At 52.6% G+C, this 16,586-nt stretch carries 11 protein-coding genes; 6 read left to right on the top strand and 5 right to left on the bottom strand.

Translation table 11 applies throughout. The annotated features are described in order from the left end of the window. Positions 1-101: 101 nt before the first annotated feature. From NSU01_RS30215 to NSU01_RS30200, 4 genes are all read left to right on the top strand, one after another. Positions 102-1,070 carry a sugar ABC transporter permease gene (locus tag NSU01_RS30215; protein ID WP_042139871.1) on the top strand — a complete coding sequence of 323 codons (969 nt, stop codon included), beginning with the start codon at positions 102-104 and terminating at the stop codon, positions 1,068-1,070. 21 nt (positions 1,071-1,091) lie between these two features. Beyond that, a complete protein-coding gene (locus tag NSU01_RS30210; RefSeq protein ID WP_039305372.1) occupies positions 1,092-1,967 on the top strand; it encodes a carbohydrate ABC transporter permease in 876 nt (291 codons plus the stop codon). 46 nt (positions 1,968-2,013) lie between these two features. Continuing rightward, complete coding sequence (locus NSU01_RS30205) at positions 2,014-3,129, top strand: glycoside hydrolase family 88 protein (RefSeq protein WP_076248746.1); 1,116 nt, start codon at positions 2,014-2,016, stop codon at positions 3,127-3,129. 125 nt (positions 3,130-3,254) lie between these two features. Next, positions 3,255-4,598 (top strand): glycoside hydrolase family 28 protein, encoded by a 1,344-nt coding sequence (locus NSU01_RS30200; RefSeq protein ID WP_076248744.1) that lies wholly within the window; start codon positions 3,255-3,257, stop codon positions 4,596-4,598. Between the two features lie 1,079 nt (positions 4,599-5,677). On the opposite strand, the gene NSU01_RS30195 is transcribed toward NSU01_RS30200, so the two are convergent. The 3 genes from NSU01_RS30195 to NSU01_RS30185 are packed head-to-tail and all read right to left on the bottom strand — an operon-like array spanning position 5,678 to position 7,404. After that, positions 5,678-6,322 carry a hypothetical protein gene (locus NSU01_RS30195; protein ID WP_042139868.1) on the bottom strand — a complete coding sequence of 215 codons (645 nt, stop codon included), beginning with the start codon at positions 6,320-6,322 and terminating at the stop codon, positions 5,678-5,680. After that, positions 6,319-6,822 carry a flavoprotein gene (locus tag NSU01_RS30190; protein ID WP_042139866.1) on the bottom strand — a complete coding sequence of 168 codons (504 nt, stop codon included), beginning with the start codon at positions 6,820-6,822 and terminating at the stop codon, positions 6,319-6,321. Before NSU01_RS30190 ends, NSU01_RS30195 begins: the two co-directional genes overlap by 4 nt. A 3-nt stretch (positions 6,823-6,825) precedes the next feature. After that, entirely contained in the window at positions 6,826-7,404 is a 579-nt protein-coding gene (locus NSU01_RS30185) for a TetR/AcrR family transcriptional regulator (RefSeq protein ID WP_042139865.1), read from the bottom strand. A 202-nt stretch (positions 7,405-7,606) separates the two neighbouring features. Here NSU01_RS30185 and NSU01_RS30180 point away from each other — a divergent pair, with 202 nt between their 5' ends. Then, on the top strand, positions 7,607-8,617 hold the full coding sequence (locus NSU01_RS30180; RefSeq protein ID WP_042139864.1) for a ketoacyl-ACP synthase III: 1,011 nt from the start codon (positions 7,607-7,609) through the stop codon (positions 8,615-8,617). A 305-nt stretch (positions 8,618-8,922) separates the two neighbouring features. On the opposite strand, the gene NSU01_RS30175 is transcribed toward NSU01_RS30180, so the two are convergent. Further along, positions 8,923-9,672, bottom strand: a complete 750-nt coding sequence (locus NSU01_RS30175; RefSeq protein ID WP_063779810.1) for a helix-turn-helix transcriptional regulator — start codon at positions 9,670-9,672, stop codon at positions 8,923-8,925. A gap of 386 nt (positions 9,673-10,058) precedes the next feature. Beyond that, positions 10,059-11,075, bottom strand: coding sequence for a LacI family DNA-binding transcriptional regulator (locus NSU01_RS30170; protein ID WP_039305455.1), 1,017 nt, complete (start codon positions 11,073-11,075; stop codon positions 10,059-10,061). A gap of 281 nt (positions 11,076-11,356) precedes the next feature. Here NSU01_RS30170 and NSU01_RS30165 point away from each other — a divergent pair, with 281 nt between their 5' ends. Next, complete coding sequence (locus tag NSU01_RS30165; RefSeq protein WP_076248742.1) at positions 11,357-16,561, top strand: carbohydrate binding domain-containing protein; 5,205 nt, start codon at positions 11,357-11,359, stop codon at positions 16,559-16,561. Positions 16,562-16,586: the final 25 nt, after the last annotated feature.

Raw genomic sequence — 16,586 nt, 5'->3', positions numbered from 1 at the left:
TTGACTGCGGGCTGACCACATGAAAGAAGGCTGCCCCGGGTTAGCGCTTCGGCAGCCTTTTTTTCAAATATAGAAGAATTTACAGAGAAAGGAAGAGAATCATGCAGGAAGTTACCGCCCAGCCCCGTGTAGTTCCCGAACCGAAGCCTAAGAGCTATAAGAGCAGCAGCGAGCTTAAAAAACGGCTGTGGAGAAACAAATTACTCTATGTGATGCTGATCCCCGGAGTGCTGTATTTCATTGTATTTAAATATTTGCCGATGTACGGACTGATTATCTCCTTCCAGGATTACAAGCCTTACCAAGGGATTACAGGGAGCGAGTGGGTTGGAATGAAGCATTTCAGCCGCCTGTTTACCGAACCTGATTTCCTGAATATTCTGGGGAATACCCTGATCCTGTTCGGGATGAATATTCTGATTTATTTTCCGATTCCGATTATCCTCGCCCTGATGCTCAATGAACTCAGAGGCACTTTTTTCAAAAGATTCTTCCAGACCCTGGTCTACCTGCCCCACTTCATGTCCTGGGTTATCGTCGTCTCGATTTCCTTCGTCATGGTGACGATGGACGGGGGGATTATCAACGAACTGCTGGCCTACTTCGGATTCTCCAAAATCAATTTCCTGCTGAGTCCCGGCTGGTTCAGACCCATGTACATCATTCAGGTCATCTGGCGGGAAGCGGGCTGGGGTACGATTATTTATCTGGCTTCCATCGCTGCGATCGATCCCGGGCTCTATGAAGCTTCGCGTATGGACGGAGCCGGAAGGCTCAGACAAGTCTGGCATATTACACTGCCGGCGATCCGCGGAGTCATCATTACCCTGTTTATTCTGAAAATCGGTTCCGTACTCGATCTTGGATTCGAACATGTCTACCTGCTGCTCAATTCCATGAACCGGGAAGTTGCGGAAATTATCGATACGTATGTCTACACCGCCGGACTGCGGCAAGGGCAGTTCAGCTATAGTACAGCCATCGGCTTCTTCAAGTCGATCGTGGGTCTGATCATGGTGGTGACCGTCAACAAGGTATCCAAGAAAATAGGAGAAGAAGGCGTATATTAAAATGCCGCAGGAGGAATTGAAATGGTAGAAGACCGTACGATTAGCGGTAGAATATTCTCCGCTGTCAACTTTACACTGCTTGCCATCATCGCGCTGGTAACGGTGCTTCCCTTTGTCCATGTAGTAGCAGGGTCCTTCACAACCAGCGCAGAGCTGGCGGCCAACAAATTTGTACTGATTCCGAAAGTGTGGAGTCTGGAGGCCTACAAATTTATTTTCTCAACGAATACAATCTTCAGAGCCCTGGGTGTGTCGATCGGGGTAACACTTATAGGGACTTTGTTCAGTATGTTCATTACGTCGCTGATGGCTTACGGTCTCTCCCGCAGGGATCTGGACGGACGCCGGGTATTTAACTTCCTGGTAGTATTCACGATGCTGTTCCACGGCGGAATGATTCCAACGTTCCTGGTGGTCAAAGAGCTGGGCCTGATTGACTCGTATTCAGCATTAATTCTCCCGTCGGCGATCAGTGCCTTCAATATGATTATCCTGAAGAACTTCTTTCAGAACATTCCTGAAGGACTGGAGGAATCGGCCAAAATCGACGGCTGCAACGACTTCGGCATTCTGTTCAAGATCGTATTGCCTTTATCGCTGCCGGCGATTGCCACGATCTCCCTGTTCTATGCGGTGACGTACTGGAACACTTATATGAGCGCCATTCTGTATCTGGATAACAGCGCCAAGTGGCCGATTCAGGTCCTGCTGAGACAGATTGTCGTGCTGGCCAGCGGGATGGATCACAGTGCAACGCTCGATGGCACGGTGCCGCCGCCGGATCAGACGATCAAAATGGCTGTAATTGTGGTAGCAACGCTGCCGATTCTGATGGTGTATCCATTCCTGCAGAAGCATTTCGCCAAAGGCGCGATGCTGGGCTCGATGAAGGGCTGATGCTGAGGGCAGGCCGGGTATTCTGAAATATGAAAGGGGTATAACAATGATAGGCAGTCTGCCGCAATCACCTTTAGAATGGGCGCAAAAAGCCTGTGATTCTTTGATGGATACGTATCAAGCGGGGGAGCTTCCGCCTGCGCACCGCTGGCATTATCACCAAGGCGTGTTTCTATGCGGGATGGAGCTGCTGTGGGAGGCTGTCCAAGAGGACCGCTATATCGAATACATCCAGCAGTATGTGGATGATCTGGTAGATGAATACGGCAATTTCTATTTTGCCCGGGATGAGCTGGATGCCGTACAAGCGGGGCTGTTGCTTTTCACGCTGCATGAACGGACCGGCAAGCTGAAGTACCGGGAGGCTGCGGCTAAGCTCAGGAATCTGCTGCGGACGCTGAACAGAACCTCCGAAGGCGGCTATTGGCATAAGGACAAATATGCGAATCAGATGTGGCTCGACGGGCTGTATATGGCCGGGGTCTTCTCCCTGAAGTACGCGAATGCTTACGGGGAAGAAGACTTGCGCGCAGCGGTGCTGCACCAGGAGCGGCTGATGCGCAAATATATGAAAGACGAGGCTACCGGCCTGCTCTACCATGCCTGGGATGAGAGCCGCCGTATGCCATGGGCGAATCCGCAAACCGGCTGCTCGCCGGAGTTCTGGAGCCGGTCGCTCGGCTGGTACGGGCTGGCGCTCTCGCAGTTCATGGATGAGCTGCCGGAGAAGGATCCGGGGCGGGCCGAGCTGGCCGCCGAGCTGAGCGGCTTCGTGCAGGCGCTGATCCGCTATCAGGACCCGCAGAGCGGTCTCTGGTATCAGGTGGTCGATAAGGGAAATGAGCCGGATAACTGGCTGGAGACCTCCGGCTCCTGCCTGTTCGTCTACACGATTGCCAAAGCGGTGAAGCTGGGCATTCTACCGGCGGAGGCTGAAGCTGCAGCGGCAGCGGCGGCACGGAAAGGCTACGAGGGCTTAATTCAGGTGCTGGAATGGGATGAGCAGGACCGGCTGATTCTGCCGGATATCTGCATCGGGACCTCGGCGGGAGATTACCGCAACTATGTAACCCGCCCGAAGGTCAGCAATGACCTGCACGGAGTAGGGGCGCTGGTGATGGCCTGTGTGGAGATGCAGGCGTTGTACCCGGCCAAAGTGTAGCAGAGCCTGAGGCTGGCGGTTCGGCAGAATCGTAGTGGAGTTTGAAGTGGCTGTATCCGGCGGAAAGCGCAGCAAAGCTTGAGGCTGCCTGGACCAGCAGTGGATTAGTAGAAAGGAGGCGCGCAGTGTTTAATATTGCGGATTACGGAGCGCTCCGGGATAGCGGGGTTCCGGCAACGGCAGCGATTGCGGACGCGATTGAAGCGGCGCATCAGGCTGGCGGAGGTACGGTGTATGTTCCGGCGGGCACCTTCCTGACAGGTGCCGTGCGTTTGCGCAGCAACATAGAGCTCCATCTAAGTCCCGGAGCGGTATTGTCCTTCAGTACCGATCCGGCGGATTACCCGGTCGTGGTATCACGGTGGGAAGGAGTGAAGCAGGAGGTGCACGCGGCCTGCATTTATGGGGCGGAACTGGTGAACGTCTCGATCACAGGCAGCGGGACGATTAATGGAAACGGTGCACCCTGGTGGGAGAAGCACCGGAATCACCCGGGAGAGCTGGAGTATCCCCGCCCGAGATTGATCGGCCTGGATAATTGCAGCCGGGTGACCCTCCGGGATCTGACGCTGATTAATTCTCCCAGCTGGACCGTGAATCCGATCGGCTGCAGCAATGTGGTGATCGATAATCTGTCGATCCTGAATCCGGCAGATTCGCCGAACACGGATGGCATTAATCCTGAGTCCTGCCGTGATGTCCGCATCAGCAACTGCCATATCGATGTGGGCGATGACTGCATTGCCATTAAGGCAGGCACCGAGGACACCAAGGAGCGGATTCCCTGCGAGAATATCACGATTACGAACTGCGTGATGGTCCACGGGCATGGAGCGGTGGTGCTGGGCAGTGAGATGAGCGGCGATATCCGCAACGTGACGATCAGCAATTGTGTGTTCAAGCAGACGGACCGGGGCATCCGCATGAAATCGCGGAGAGGGCGCGGCGGGATCATTGAAGATATCCGTGTCAGCAACATTGTGATGGAGGATGTGATCTGTCCCTTCACGCTTAACCTGTATTATTTCTGCGGGCCGCGGGGCAAGGAGAAGTATGTTTGGGACAAGAACCCATATCCGGTAACGGAGGAGACCCCGCAGTTCCGGCGGATTCATTATGCCAATATTACTGCCCGCAATGTTCACGCTGCGGCGGGATTCCTGTACGGGCTTGCCGAGCAGTATGTATCGGAAATTACTTTCACTAATATTGATATTTCGATGGCGAAGGATGCAGTGCCCGGCCATCCTGATATGATGACAGGCATCGAGAACATGCAGCGCCGGGGATTCTACCTGGGCAATGTCCGCGATGTGCAATTTCAGCAGGTCAGTATTGAGAACCACGAAGGACCGGCCTTTTATGTTGAGAACGGGGAAGATGTGGAGTTTCTGAACTGTCGGTCAAGGAACACGGCGAAGCCGGAGAAGCTGGTGGAGCAGGTTACGGTGGAACTGGCGGGGAAATGAAGTCGGGCATCAATTGGGCGGAATATGGGGGGGAAGAGCGGTTGATACCCTCTGACCTTAGTGAATAAACTATATACACAAGAGTCTGGTCCTGTTAGGGGACCGGGCTCTTGTTGTATGTTTGATCACTGTAGCGCTGCTGTACCATCCGCTGCACTGGAAGCTTTCGCCCAATTGCACTTAAGGGATTCATCCATCGGCTGGCCATCGTTCGATATAACTGTATTTTGTACAACTAAAATGATCAATTATTGCGCGAGGGGAGGTTTAATTGCACTCTATACACTTATATAACTCCCCTATGCTATAAAGAGACACTTTTCTCTATTCTAATTGTACAGAATACAGTTATTCCTGCTTTTCCGGTCTTTCGCCGTCTTTTAACTGCACGAAATACAACTATTCCGAAATGTGCATCCGCACTCACTCCTTAACTCTAGAGGAGCTTTGCGGCGTAACTGTCTGCAACACAGGCTAACATCCGCATTTGCTGTCGGGCGGTAACCCGGAGTGTGCAGCGTAATCCCCAGTCAGTTTTTAAGTTCAATATAGTTAGCTGAAATCTTGCACGAAATACAACAATTCTCTCGTGATAGCGGGTTAAATCCGGAATTGTTGTACAAAAGGCAACATTTCCCCTACTCCATGTGGTTTAGCATAAGGATTGTTGTATTTCCTACAACAATCCTTATAAATATCCCGGTATTTATGTATCCGAGTTGTAATACGTACAACATTTGTACTTTTATAGGCAGATGTATCTGCAACCGTGTCCGCGTTCGCAGTCGCATTCGCAGTCGCATTCGGATTAACGTCAAAGTACCCTCATTTACATCGGCCTCCGCATGCTGACGTCAGCTAGAGTTATAGAGTGAACATAAGAATCTAACCTGCTCTATTGCGCCGCTCTATTGTGAATTCCCTGCTCGGCACAGGGGCGTTAATCGGCTAACTGTCATTCTTAAGTTCAGCTTATATAGCAACTTTTGCTGCCGGGCGGCGACCCGGAACGTATGGCGCAAGGCCCGGCGTACCAACCATTACGAACAATATTTGTACTGGCGTGCGTTCAGTATATTTTACAGCCTTCTGAGTATATCTTTTCTCTTCAGGCCGTTCTTCTTGGCGGTGGCATTCCAAAAGGAGTGGGTTGCGGCGAATTTCCAGGCGAAGCGCGGGAAGTTGGGGCTGAACAGCATAGATTCATCTGCGCTTCTGGATTGGATATTAGCGGCCATGCTGTGCATTGCTTTTCCCAGGTTCTTAAGCGGACCCTTGCCGGGAGGGACCTTCTCCAGGGAGCCCAGCATTTCACCGGCACCTTGACCCAGCGCCTGCCCGAAATGAACTCCGGCCCGTGTGCACCAGTGTTTAAGGATATCCAGAGCAATGTGATTCTGACTGCCCTCATAGAAACCATTGTTGATCATAGCATAGACATAGATATCCTTTTCTTGCTCATGCTCGGATTTAAGGTATTCCTCGAGGGTTGCCAGCAGCCTGAACAAGTGTGAAGGGATGGCATCTACATAGAGCGGGAAGGCAATCACCAGTACATCCATACGGCACAATTCGCTGTATTGCGCAGGGGTGAGCGGTCTTTTGTTCGGATTATAGTAGGTTAGTTCATTCCCCGTGCGGATAAGCGGCTCGAGCATCTTCAACAATATACCTGAGTTACTGTTAACGGGCTTGGGGCTGCCGTTGATCATGGCGATGTTCATTGGATCGCCTCCTTAATGCTGTGCAGGCTGTCATGGAAGTACACATGGTTTCCTGCAGAGTACAAATTCAGGCTGTTCGCGGCGACCAGCGTTCGGGCTGTGTCTTTTTCAGCCTCGGTGATGTCATCCCCATAGAAATGAACCGATAGATTGAACTGGTGATCATACCGGTTGCGGTGATGGGTTTCTCCATTCTTGGTGACAAAATAGGGGAGGACGTAGGAAATACTCCGGTTCAGCACATTCAGGACAAAGGGACTGTAGCTGCCGTACATACATTTGCTGATGATAATCAGTTCATCGCTTTTGGAGAACAGCTCACCCAGATGGTTATAGCCATCCCGTATCACGCATGCGCCGGGCGTTCGGGTCCAGCAGCCGAAGCAGCCCATACACTGGCGGATGGTACCATTGTCCGAGATAACAGTCAGCTCTCCTTGCCCGCCCTCTGCCCATCCTGCAAATTCCTGCTCCTGCAGATCGTGCACAATCGTTCTCATGGTTCATGTCTCCTTAACTACAGATTCAAGCGCTAACAAATCACGCCAGTTCCCCGAATAACGCACCCCGTTATTGGTAAGCAGTGAAGCAATACCGTGCACCATCGCCCAGTGTGAAATCAACTGACGGGAGAACTCTGCTTCCGGCAGTCCGATGCTTGTGAACAATTGATAGGCAGTGGTCCGGAATAGAACGAATGGCGGATAACTGTCGGAATTATAGTTGTCTAAATCAATGACTAAGCCTGAGTGGTAGAATAAAAACTGGAAATATTGCGGATGCTCCATGAAAAAATCAATGTAAGCCTGCCCCAGCTGGAACATCGCTTCCTGGCGGTCCTCCTGTCCTTGAACGGATGCACGCAGGGACTCCATAAATTGCTCTGTGACATGCTCACCCATGGCGGATACCAGCTCATCTATATTTTTAAAATGGCTGTAGGGGGCGGTGTGGCTGACTTTGCATTCGGCTGCGACCTTGCGCAGGGAAAAGCTGTTGATGCCGTCTGTGTTAATGAGCTTAATGCCTGCTTCTATAAGCTGGCTCCGTAAATTGCCGTGGTGGTAGGGTTTATCCGTCACTTTCCTGCAGCCTTCCTTTCCGTTATCTTTACACTGTAAAGATTGTAGCACTGAATCTTTACAACGGTAAGATACATAGATCACACAAGGCAAGCTGGAAATCATTCTCTCCTGTAATTTTTTTGCAAAATAATTCAGTTTAAGTTATTATTAGTACCAAGTACTAATATCAGATACTATAACTAACGATGAGGTGATATTGATGAAGGGTGCAAGAATTACAGCGATCGGCTCTTATGTACCGTCCCGGAGACTTACGAATCATGATCTGGAGCAAATGGTCGATACCAATGACGAGTGGATTGTTCAGCGGACGGGTATACGGGAGCGCCGAATCAGCCGCGAGGATGAATATACCAGTGATTTATGTGCAGCTGCCGTGCAGGATCTGATGAAGCGTTACGGTAAAAGCGTACAGGATGTCGATATGGTTCTCGTTGCTACCAGTACGCCCGATTTCTCTTTTCCTTCCGTGGCAGCCATTGTGCAGAACCGTCTCGGTATTCCGCTTACTTCGGGAGCGATAGATATGAGTGCCGCATGCGCGGGGTTTGTTTATGCTCTGCATACGGCTCATGCGCTGGTGTCCTCGGGATTGCATCATAAAGTGCTGGTCATCGGCGCTGACGCGCTCTCCAAGATCACGGATTACACTGACCGCAGTACCAGTATTCTGTTCGGTGATGGTGCAGGGGCTGTACTTGTGGAGAGCGGCGGGGATAAAGATCACTTCTTAGGGTTCAATCTCGGCAGCGACGGGAGCGGAGCGCAGCATGTCTACCGGACTGGGCTGGCGGACAAGGTGAACGGAGTGGAGCTTGCCGCTACAGGCAAGCTGGTACAGAACGGGCGTGAGGTCTTCAAGTGGGCGGTCCGGACAGTTCCGCAGGGGGTGCAGCAGGTGCTGCAGAACGCAGGAGTCAGCCTTGCGGAAGTGGATTGGTTCATCCCGCACAGCGCTAATCTGCGGATGATTGAACCGGTCTGTGAACGGCTGAAGTACCCGTTCGAACAAGCGCTGTACAGCCTTGAATATTTCGGCAACACCTCGGCGGCCAGTATTCCGCTTGCCCTCGATCTTGGCATCCGTGAAGGAAAGGTGCAGAATGGCCAGCGGATCCTGCTGTACGGATTCGGTGCAGGCCTCACCCACGCGGGCCAATTGGTCAGCCTGTCACTGGACCCGCAGGTGGGTGCTCCAACACCTCTTTAATGTCAGCAGAAAACACTCATAAGAAGATCCACATCGGACATTTTATCAAGGCGGTTTCCGAATCATTAAATCGTCAGATATCGTGAGATATGTATTAGACTAGCCACAACTATGTAAGACAGCGGCAGCCATGGACGAGAAAACAAAGTCCTGGACTGCCGCTGTTTTATTGAGATAAGGTTTCCCGTTAGCTTAATTCCGAAATCCCTGGGGCAGGCCGAGGGGAAATAGCCCCAATGCTGTGCTAAATATGTTGTTAGCTGATGGATTCGCCTTCACCATTCTCCGGTCCCCGCTATACGTGTCTACTTTACTTTATTCAATAAGATTGTCACCATTCTGCTCAATGTCCCTTGATCGACAAAAGGAGCAAGGCTTGCCAGCAGGTCTGGGCTAAGCTGTTCAGCTTCGACTCCATTAATCAACTTCTCGAGATTTTCCCTGTCCAAAAAAGGTGCGAGGCTCATGATCCGGTCCGCATCGATGGTGCCATCTGCAACCCGGTCTACCAAGCGGCTTAACGTTTCTCTGCTAATAAAGGGTGCCAGCCCTTGAACGGAATTCCAGCTCACGCTGCCCTCATCTGCCTGATGAACCAGTTCATCCAATATACCTGTTCCAAGGAACGGAGCCAGCCGCATGATCACGTCTAAGTTAAGGATGCTGCTGTCTACTCGTTCTGTAACCTTATGCAGAGCGCTTGCTTTTACAAACGGTGCTAACTCTACAAGTTCTTCCATCTCCACCTCACCGGTATTGACCATCTCTGCAACTTGGTCCGGCCTGTTCTCTGCGATCTCCTCAACGATCGTTCCTAGGTGCTGATGCTCCCGATTTTCTGCGTTGTCTCCTGCATTTAGAATGTCGTCTACCGTTTTGCCGAATAACCTCGCAAACTTCGGAAGCGTTCCGATATCCGGAAGCGATTCGCCTCGCTCCCATTTTGATACCGCCTGATGACTTACATTCAGTTGATCGGCAAGTTCCAATTGGGTCAAATCCTGGTCTTTGCGAAGCTTCGAAATATAAGCTCCAATTTTACGCAAGTCGAGCATTGTATACCTCCAATGAAACAAAATGTACAGTGCGCACTGTCGAAAACAGCATAGCATTTTGGCAAACGCAATCCTATCAAGCGATGGTTGAATGGTCACATGCGCTTTATTCAACTGCCGGTAGAATTGTCCGGATTGAGCTTTTGCCAGTTTCATGTATTGTTTTTTTTCTACAAATCATTTCCATTAGCCTGCGCGTTCGCTTTTAAACACAAATAATGGGGACCAAGCCGAAAAATGGTCCCCATAACCAGAAAAACGGTACCTTGAACCATCCCATCAAATGAGAGATTATAGTATCGAAAGCGGTTTCAGTATGGTTCAGGTAAGCACGGAATGATGAAACAGAGGGGAGGTAGTATGCTGCACCCGGAAGAAGGCGCAGCTCAGCGGTTCAACCCGCTTCCGCAGGATTCACGGATGATTAGCGCCGGCTCAACCACGAAGGAGCCGCCTTCCGACTGATTGTTAATGAGATCGAACAGCATATGGGCCGCGAGTACACCGAGCCGTTCCTTGTTCTGGCGGATTGTAGTCAGTGTCGGGCTGGTATACTGGCAGGCCTCGATATCATCACAGCCGATGATGGCGACATCCTCCGGCACACGGAGGCCATGCTCCTTCAAGGCGCGGACCGCTCCCAGGGCGAGCAGATCGGAGGCGGCGAAAATGGCTTGCGGCAGACTTCCGGTCTGGATCAGCTGCTTCATGGCGGCGTAGCCGCTGGGCTCGAAGAAATCGTCACCATGCACGAACCATTTGGGATTCATCGTCAGACCGAAACCGGCAATGGCTTTGACATAGCCCGCTTCGCGCCGGTTGGAGATATCCGAATCGGCCGTACTGCCGATGAAGCCAAGCTCCCTGTGGCCGAGCAGATAGAAATGCTCCACCACTTTGGAGGCAATCTGGTAATTATCCGACATCACATAGCCGGATTTCTTGCCGGTCAGCTCCAGGTCAACGCCGATGCAGGGAATATTGCTTCTATCCAGATCCTGTATGGCAGGCTCCATCTGTTGTCCGGAGATAATGACGCAGCCATCCACATGGAAATGCAGACAACGCGAGAAATAATCGCCGCTGCTGATGAATTTCTCATTGGAAAAGAAGATCAGGTCGTAACCCAGCACGCCCATCTGCTTCTTGAAGGAATTCAGTACCTCTACAAAAAAAGGATGGGTAAACTCCACATTCAGCTCACCGGCAAAAATAACCCCGATCAGATTTGACTTCTTGGTAGCCAGTGTTTTGGCGGAGCTTGAGGGGGTGTATCCGGTTTGTTCGATAATCTCCAGCACTCTTTGCTTCGTTTTTTCGGAAACATCGCTGTAATTATTCATTATTTTCGAAACAGTGGATACAGAGACCCCGGCCATTTCGGCAATTTTTTTGATATTCATCTGCATGCTAAAGTCACCCCCGCTTAATAGTTGTAACAGGGCCAAAAGACGGGTATGCCAGGGTTTCTCAGGCTATAGGGCCGTTCATCGGACACTCGGCTGCTGCTAAGAAATAGTTCTTTCTAGAGTCTATTCAACTTGCCGAAACAAGTCAAAGGTTTATTGCACTCAAGGGATAAGTATGGATATTATCGAAACCGATTTCGATTATTGCAGCTGAGAAATACCCGGCTATGCAATTGTGACGGGTGAGACTGGAAACTAGAGGAGGCATAAAGGAAATGAAAAGAAATGTATCTGCGGTGTTAGCGGCCGCTGTGATCATTACCGGACTATTGTCACCACTGGGCGGCGGAGCGGCAGGCGCTTTGCCTGCGAAGAGTAAGCTGGCAGCTGCGGGGAATGCAACAGCTGCGGTGCAGAACAGAAATTTGACTGCCGCTGAAATGAAAGCGTTTACTGATGTGAGCACGGACAATTGGGCGGCGGATGCCATACAGCGCTGGAGCCGCAACGGTGTGATCTCCGGTTACGGGGACGGCAGCTTCAGGCCGGATTATCAGGTGACGAGGGCAGAATTCGCGGCCATCATCAACCGCATATTTGGCTACAAGGAAGCAGCAGCCTCACTCCCGGCGGATATACCTGCGGGAGCCTGGTACAAGAACGATATCGCCAAGGCGGTAGCGGCAGGTTATCTAAGTCCAGGAGCAGATAATCATATCCAGCCTGCAGCTAAGCTGAAGCGCGGGGAAGCGGTTGTGGCGCTGCAGAGGATTCTCCGGCTGGAGACTGTCAATCATGCAGGGCCGGTGTATAGCGATCTGGCCGGGGCAGGCAGCGAGGTCATTTCAGCAGCGGATGCATTTACTGCAGCCGGCTATATTCAGGGCTATCCGGGAGGCTTGTTCAAGCCGGACGGAAACATTACCCGCGCCGAGCTGGCCAAGATGGCCGATACGCTGGTGCAGGAGCTTCAGTCCTCTGGCGGGGAAGTGAAGCTGGGGACGGTGCAGGGGAATGTGGTGCTGAACCATGAAGGAGCTACGCTCAAGGACAGCATAATTGAAGGCAATCTCTATCTTACCGAAGGTATCGGAGAAGGGGATATCCGTATTGAAGGTGTGCAGGTTAAAGGCACAACCTATATCCGCGGCGGCGGTGAACACAGCGTGACCCTTGCGGACAGCAGTCTCGGCACTATTCAGGTTGCTAAGCCCCGAGGCACAGTCCGCATTGTTGCCAGCGGGACCACAACAGCGGGAACCATACAGCTGAACTCAGGTGCCATCCTTGAAGAAGGCAATCTCACCGGAGAAGGATTCACCAATGTTGTATTGCCGGCGGGGGAGAAAACGGTCACCCTTAAAGGAAACTATGGAGTGGTTTCCACCGCAGATCCGGCAGGAAGCCGCATTGCACTGAACATCTCCGGCAAGCTCGCTAAGCTGGTGTGGGGAGCCTCCGGCACGATTGTGCTGATGGACAAAGCGCAGGTGGCCGAGCTGCTCATTAAAGCCGGGGCTAAAGGCTTGACGATCCAGGGCAGCGGCAGCTTCGGCACCGTGCTGAATCAGGCGGATGATGTTACTGTAGGCGGCTTTGCCCTCAAGCAGGGCAGCAGCACGAATCTGAATCCGGCTGCACCGCTGGCCAGCCAGCCTCCTGCTGCCGCAAGCGGCGGAGAGACTGCCGCTACGGCTACACCGGCTGTGACCCAGACGCCGGAAGCTACACCAGCGCCGACGCCAGTGGTAACGCCGGAGCCGACACCGGAAGCTACACCGGAGCCGACGCCGAAAGCTACGCCGGAGGCAACACCGGAATCTACGCCGGAGCCGACGCCGAAAGCTACACCAGAGCAGACGCCGGAGGCAACACCAGCGCCGACGCCCGAACCGACGGCAACACCGGTAATTACGCCGAGTCCGCTGCCTACATCGACCCCGTTGCCGGAAGTCACACCAACTCCGGTACCGACCAGCGATCCGTGGACTCTAGTGTGGAATGATGAATTCAACGACGGTTCTATTGATCCGGCTAAATGGACTTATGACCTTGGAGACGGAACCATAGTCGGCAATCCGGGCTGGGGAAACAATGAGCTGGAGTATTACACGAACGACGTGAAGAACGTGAAGGAAGAGGACGGCAAGCTGGTCATCACCGCGCTTAAAGAAGCTGTAGGCGGTAAACCGTATACCTCCTCACGGATCAAAACAAAGGGATTGTACAGCAAACTGTACGGTAAATTCGAGATCCGGGCGAAAGCACCGACCGGCAAGGGGCTCTGGCCGGCGATCTGGATGCTGCCGGAAGATTACACCTACGGCAATTGGGCTGCCTCCGGAGAGCTGGATATTATGGAAGGCTGGGGCAGCCGGCCGAATGTGGTTGCCGGAACCATTCACTATGGTTCCCAGTGGCCGGATAATGTCTATTCCGGCAAGGAATATGTGCTGCCGGGCAATTCCACGATTGAAGATTACCACACCTACTCCATCGAGTGGGAGCCGGGGGAAATCCGCTGGTATGTGGATGGAGTCTTATTCTCCACCAAGAATGACTGGTACAGCAAGAGCAGCGGCCAGCCGGCAATGAATGCGTATCCGGCACCGTTCAACCAGAGATTCCACCTTCTGATGAACCTGGCGGTAGGCGGTAACTTTGACGGTGACCCTACGGAGGATACAGTATTTCCGAGTTCCATGGAAATTGACTATGTCAGAATATATGAGCTGACCGGACGCGAGTACCGGGAACCGGTACCGGTTGAGTTTGAGAAGGAGCCTTATCTGGAAGGAGCTAAGCTGCCGCTTGAGGGCGGCAACTTCATTTATAACAGCGGCTTCACCGAACAAGTGGAAGGCGATGCCGGAATGGGCATTCCGAATACAGCGCACTGGGTATTGTACAAGGATGAAGGAGCGGATGCAGCTCTATCGGTTGAGCCGATAGGCGGGCGGAATTTCCTCAAGGTGAACATCAGCAGCGCCGGCGGAAATTCTTATTCGATTCAGCCGCAGGCCATCGTCTCAGTCGCGAAGGGAAGATACTACAAGCTGAGCTTCGATGCCAAGACGGATACGGCGCGTGATATTAGCGTCCGGCTGACAGGCGGGGCGCCGCTGGGATTCCCGTCGTATTCACCGGCGTTCAAAGCTGACCTGACACCGGAGATTCAGCATTTCGAGACGATGTTCCAAATGAAGGAGAGCTCGGATAACGCAGCGCGGATCGAGTTCAATATGGGCACCAATGCATCACCGGTATGGCTCGGTAATGCCAGGCTCGAAGAGATTGAGAGTATCCCCTTCGATCATGACAGTGCCAAGCCGCCGCTCGGCAGCGGCAACCATCTCTACAATGGCAGCTTTGATCTGGGCGAGCCGGACCGGCTGAGCTATTGGCATACCACGGCTGCAGGTGGTGCAGCGGTGCTTCCGGTTGTGGTAGACCCGGGCGTCCTCAAGCTTGAAATTTCAGGCGGGGATGGCGGCAGCGCTGACGTTGCATTGCTGCAGAAGGGAATCTTCCTGGTGCAGGGGCACGATTATAAGCTGACTTTTGAAGCCGAAAGCGCCTTCCCACGGACAGCAGTAATTGAACTGCAGGGCAATAACGGGCAGGTATACGCTTCACAGCCCGTGCAGCTTACAGCAGACAAACAGCAGGTAGAGGCGGTGTTCACGAACCTTGCAGGAGCAACGGATCATCTGGGTCAATTCGTCCTGCGGCTTGGCGGGACTGCCGGAACCGTGTATGTGGATAATTTCGTTCTGCTGCGCACCAGCTTCTATTATGACCCGGCCCTGACCTATTACCCATTGCTGAACGGGGACTTCAGCTTCGGCCTGAACAGCTGGGAGCGGCTGGTTACGGAAGACGGCGGGCAGAGTGCAGCGGCGGCAGTGGACGGAGCGGTGAAATTCAGCATTACGAATACCGGTAATCAGCCGTATTCGGTCATGCTGTTCCAGAATGGCCTGAAGGCAGCCGCAGGCTCGGATTATGTGGTCGAATTCGATGCCAGTTCCAGTGTCGCACGCCAGATCAGCGTGAAGGCGGAGAATGCGAAATACATCCCTTCGCTGGATAAGGCAGTGGATGTATCACCGGCAACGGGGCATTACAGATTCGAATTCCGGCAGACAACGAATGATACGCTTTCGCTGAAATTCCTGCTTGGCAAGGTGGGCGATGTGAGCGTTCCGCAGAGCCATGACATCATCATCGATAATGTGAAGTTCGAGATCAAGGACGCGCCGGCCAAGCCGCAGGAGCTGCTCGCAGACAGCACCGATAACCGGGTGTCGCAGCCGATCGAGCTTACCTTCATAGAGAAGGGAGACTGGTCCGGCAAAATTAATGCCGTGAAGGTGGACGGTGTCACGCTCGCGGATGAACTTTACAGTCTGAAGCCCGGCGCGATTATCATCGGTGCCGCAGCATTCCCGGCAGAGGGCAGCTATAAGATTACCGTGGAAGCTGACGGTTATGTAGGCTCAAGTGTCGTTCAGGCCATTCTGGCCAATGACAACAATCTGGTGGTCAACGGTTCATTCACAAGCGGTGACTCGGGTTGGTCGACATGGTCCGGGGGAGGCGGAGTCTCAAACTTTAAGGTGAACGAGGGTGTGGCAGAGATAGAGATTGCCGCTGCCGGCGGCGATACCTGGAGTACACAGTTCTATCAGGAGCATATCAAGCTGGAAGCAGGCAAAACCTACGAGCTGAGCTTCAAGGCCAAATCTACGGTTGCGCGGCAGATTATTGTGGAGTACAGCGGAACCTCGGCCCAGTCAGCTCAAGCGAAGTTTGATGTCACGGCAACCTGGGCGACTTACAGCGCGCAGTTCAGTGTTACGAATGACATCCCGCTGAAGCTTAACTATCTGATCGGCAAAACCTTAGGTGAAGATGGGACGGCAAACAGTACGGAGCACACGATCTCCTTCGACGATATTGTAGTCAAAGAGGTTACAGGCGGTCCTGTCATCGAACCTGCCAGCGGCACACTGGATAACGGAACCTTCAATGCGGATCAGGGCATTAAGGGCTGGACGCAATACTTCGACGGACCCGGCTCAGCCGCAGTCCAGAACGGCGAACTGGCGGTCTTACTGAATTTTACCGGAATAGCCAACTTCGCTGCACAAGTCGATTACAGAGACCTGAAGCTTGTGCAAGGCAAGAACTACACCCTGACCTTCAAGGCCCGCTCGGATGTGAACCGGCTGATTGAAGTGGCCGTTGAACATTTCGGCCCGGATTACAATAAGTATTTACCGGTGACAGCCATTGCTCTGACCGGTGAGATGGAGGCGTACAGCTTCACCTTCACTATGAATGACAGCACCGATGCGGGTGCACATCTGGTATTCCTTATGGGGCTCATTGACGGAAACAGCGCACAGACCAACACGGCCATCCAGGCCGGCAACCATATTTATATCGATGATATCAGTCTGGTTGAGAAACTGTAACAGTAAAATAACAGAGAACGATAAA

Origin of the sequence: Paenibacillus sp. FSL H8-0259 (assembly GCF_037963255.1) — a bacterium.
GTDB classification, from domain to species: domain Bacteria; phylum Bacillota; class Bacilli; order Paenibacillales; family Paenibacillaceae; genus Paenibacillus_AQ; species Paenibacillus_AQ phytohabitans.
Note: the sequence above shows the minus strand (reverse complement) of the source record. Positions and strands in the feature narration are given on the sequence as shown.